1 protein-coding gene is annotated in these 4,391 nt (G+C 62.0%); it reads left to right on the top strand.

What is annotated here, in order from left to right; genetic code table 11:
• Positions 1-4,181 (top strand): hypothetical protein (locus F4X08_01585; protein MYD24494.1); only part of this gene is annotated, 4,181 nt, incomplete at its 5' end.
• Positions 4,182-4,391 lie beyond the last annotated feature (210 nt).

Here is a 4,391-nt window from a genome sequence, read left to right on the forward strand (position 1 = left end):
TGGCGGTCAGCACCGATCCGATCCGGTTTCTGGACGGCATGTACTACGTCAACACGCAGGTCGGCGAGGACCTGGTCACCAATCCGGAGCCGAACTCGTTGCCCGAGGAGCTGCTGCTCGACGCCGAAGGCAAGCCGATCGTGCTGTCGCGCTCGAGCCTGGCCAAGCAGGGGCAGCTGCTTATGAGCGGCACCCAGATGCTGCAGCTGCGCAACAACCTCAAGACCATCCATGACCGCTTCAAGACACTCTACAAAGTCGAGGACGGCGACGATTTCGCCGTAGAGATCGAGTTCAAGATCACCGCCGGGAACAAGCTCGCCATCAAGCAGGCTCGCCCCTGGGTCTTCGCCCCTCCCCTGACGCTCACGCCGGAGGTGGCCGTTCCGAGCAATAAGCCGACTGCCCGCAGCACGAAAGAGGGCCGGACTGTTGTGACCAAACTGGCCCCCCTCGTTCCCAACGCGGCCGCCAGTTGGTCGATGTCCGGCCCCGACAAAGGCGCGTTCTTCATCTGGACAACGCCCACCCGACGTGATCTGTACTTCTATCCGCAAGACTACGAGAACCCCGAAGACGCGGACGGCGACAACGTCTACAGCATCGTGCTGACCGCAACTGACCCCGACAGCGGTGAGAAGACCAACATCGACTTCACCATGACCGTGGTAAACGATCCAGACGACGACTCCGGAGACTTGCCCGTCGTCAGCATTCGTCCACTCCCCGGCATCGTGGAAGGTGGCTTGGCCACATTTGTTGTCAGCGCCGATCCAGCGCCCGCCGGGACGATAGCTGTCAACGTGAACATCGGCCAGGACGGGCGCTTCTTATGGACAAGCGGGATGATGACGGCGTGGGTCTCCACCAGCGGCCGCGCGACAATCGGATCGAGGACCAGAGATGACGACACCGACGAGCCCGACGGGTCGGTGAGCGCAACCCTCAGGCCCGGAGTCGGCTACACCGTGTCCGCCGACGAGGGTACGGCCTCGGTGGGCGTGGCTGACAACGACGGCCCGCCGGATCCGGAGGTGAGCGTCACGGCGGGCAGCGACGTTACTGAGGGCGGCGACGCAGAGTTCACCGTCACTGCTACTCCAGCTCCCACCGCTCCGCTGTCGGTCAGCCTGACGGTCGGCCAGGAGGGTGCCTTTGGGGTGAGCACAGGAACGCAGACGGTCACGATCCCGACCGGGGGCAGCGCCACAGTGACCGTCGGCACTACCGACGACGATGCGGATGAGCCCGACGGGTCGGCTGGCGTGACGGTGGACGCCGGAGACGGCTACACGGTCTCCAGTTCGCAGGGGTCGGCGAGCGTGGTTGTGTCCGATGACGATGACCCGCCGCTACCGGTGGTGAGTGTGGCGGCGGGCTCGGGGGTTACCGAGGGCGCAGACGCGGTGTTTACGGTGTCGGCTACTCCGGCTCCTGCACAGCCGTTGTCGGTCGATGTTACGGTGACTCAAGACGGCGACTTCGGGACCTCGACGGGTTCTCAGACGGTGACGGTGCCGACGAGCGGCAGCGCGACGGTGACCGTGTCCACTTCTGACGACGATGCGGATGAGCCCGACGGGTCGGTGAGCGTGTCGGTTGACGCGGGAAGCGACTACACCGTGTCCAGTTCGCAGGGGTCGGCGAGCGTAGTTGTGTCCGATGACGACGACCCGCCGGTGGGGTGCGGTTCTGCGGCTGCGTTGGCGGCCGAGGCGCGGGGGAATCATGATGGGTTGGCGAATACGGCGGCGAACCGCAAGGAGCGGAACGATTGGTGGCGGGCGTGGATCGCGCTTTCGGGCACCACGGGCACCTACAACACGCCGCTGACCGCGGCTGAGGCTTTGGTGTTGGAGTCGGGCGATGCGCGCTGGACGCCGTTCCGAGCGGCGCTGGAGTGCCTGGAGGTCACCCTGCCTCCCGTGGTGGTGCCCGAGATCAGCGTCACCGCGGGTAGTGGAGTGACCGAGGGCGGCGATGCTTCCTTCACGGTTACCGCCAGTCCTGCACCCACCACTTCACTGTCGGTGAGGGTGACTGTTAGCCAGAACGGTTACTACGGTGCCTCCACCGGCTCGCGGATGGTTACGGTAGGCACCGGTGGCACGGCCACGGTGACGGTTTCAACTTCTGATGACAGCGTTGATGAGACCGACGGGTCGGTGACAGTCAAGGTCAACGCCCGCAGCGGCTATTCGGTGTCCTCGACGGCGGGTTCGGCGTCGGTGGTGGTGTCGGATGATGATCCGCCGGTGTTGGGGTGTGGGGATACCGATGCGTTGGGTTTGGAGGCGAAGGGGAATCATGATGGGTTGCCTAATACTGCGTCGAATCGGAAGGAGCGGAATGATTGGTGGCGGGCGTGGATTGCGTTGTCGGGTGTGACGGGTACTTACAATACGCCGTTGTCGGCGGCTGAGGCTGTGGTGTTGGAGTCAGGGGATGCGCGCTGGACTCGGTTTAGGGTGGCTTTGGAGTGTTTGGAGGGCACCCCGCCGCCTGCGATACCGGTGGTGAGCGTGACCGCCGGAAACGGGATCACAGAAGGCGGTGACGCTTCGTTTACGGTCACTGCCGGTCCCGCACCCACGTCGGCGTTGTCGGTGTCGGTGACGGTGAGTCAGACCGGTGATTTCGGGGCGGCTACGGGTTCGCAAACGGTTACCGTCCCCACAAGCGGCACCGCGACCGTCACGGTTTCGACTTCTGATGACAGCACCGATGAGACTGACGGTTCTGTGACTGTTACAGCGAACGGGGGCTCTGGTTATACGGTGTCGTCTTCGCAGGGTTCTGCTTCGGTTGATGTGGCAGATAACGACGACCCACCGCCGACGCCTGTGGTGAGTGTGACTGCGGGTAGTGGTGTGACCGAGGGTGGGGACGCTTCGTTTACGGTCACGGCCAGTCCGGCACCCACGTCGGCGTTGTCGGTGTCGGTGACGGTTGCCCAAGACGGTGATTTCGGGGTGGCTACCGGTTCGCAAACGGTTACCGTCCCCACAAGCGGCACCGCGACCGTCACGGTTTCGACTTCTGATGACAGCACCGATGAGACTGACGGTTCTGTGACTGTTACAGCGAACGGGGGCTCTGGTTATACGGTGTCGTCTTCGCAGGGTTCGGCTTCTGTCAGTGTGGCTGATAATGATGTTCCCCCGCCTGTGATCCCGGAGATCAGTGTGACTGCGGGCAGTGGGATTACTGAGGGGGCAAACGCTTCGTTTACGGTTACTGCGAGTCCGGCTCCTGCGTCGCCTTTGTCTGTGAGGGTGACGGTTGCCCAGAGCGGTGATTTCGGTGCTTCGACCGGTTCTCGGATGGTTACCGTCCCCACGAGCGGCACAGCCACCGTCACGGTTTCGACTACAGATGACAGCACGGACGAAACCGACGGGTCGGTGACTGTGACGGTCAACGCCCACAGCGGCTATACCGTCTCCTCTTCGCAGGGAACTGCCACAGTTGCCGTGGCGGATGATGATGTTCCTCTGCCTGTGACACCGGAGGTGAGTGTGACGGCGGGGGCTGGGATCGTAGAGGGTGGTGACGTTTCGTTTACGGTCACCGCCAACCCGGTACCGGTGTCGCCTTTGTCGATGTCGGTGACGGTCACCCAGTCCGGTGATTTCGGTGTGTCCACAGGGACACGGACGGTTACGGTTCCTATCAGCGGCACCGCCACGGTCACGGTTTCGACTTCGGATGACAGCACATATGAGCCGGATGGGTCGGTGACTGTGACGGTTAACGGACGGGATGGTTATACGGTGTCGGCCACGCAGGGTTCGGCTTCTGTCAACGTTGCCGACAACGACGACCCGCCGCCGACGGATCTGCCGGTGGTGTCGGTTGCTGACGGCTCGGTTGTGGAGGGAGAGTTCGGGTTCCTTTCGCTGTTGGAGTTTCAGGTCACGTTGAGTGAACCTTCAGAGCAGGATGTTACGGTTCGTTTTAGGATTCTTTCGGGCACGGCCGTCAATGGATTGGACTATTGGGGCAGCATAGGTCAGGTAACGATTTGGGCCGGTTGGACAAGGGCCACAACCGGTGTGAACGTCAGAGACGACCGTTTACGGGAGAGAGACGAGACTCTCGTTATCGAGCTAACAGACGCCGAAGGTGCCGTCATAGCAGACAACGCCACCGCCACCGGCACCATCATCGACAACGACTGACCCGTTCAACCCACAACACCGGTGACGAAAATCCGGAACGGCTCCAGGATATTAAGTCACGAACTGCATAGAATTTCTTGACATTCCAGATTGTATTTCTGGTAATCTATGTGGTTCGTAACCTCCAGTGGATTGACTGAAGCATTTTGGGCATGTGGCGGAATAAGACACAAGAGGCAACTTCCATGCGCAGACAACTGAACATTTCCC

The organism is Gemmatimonadota bacterium, from assembly GCA_009841265.1.
Lineage (GTDB): Bacteria > JAAXHH01 > JAAXHH01 > JAAXHH01 > JAAXHH01 > JAAXHH01.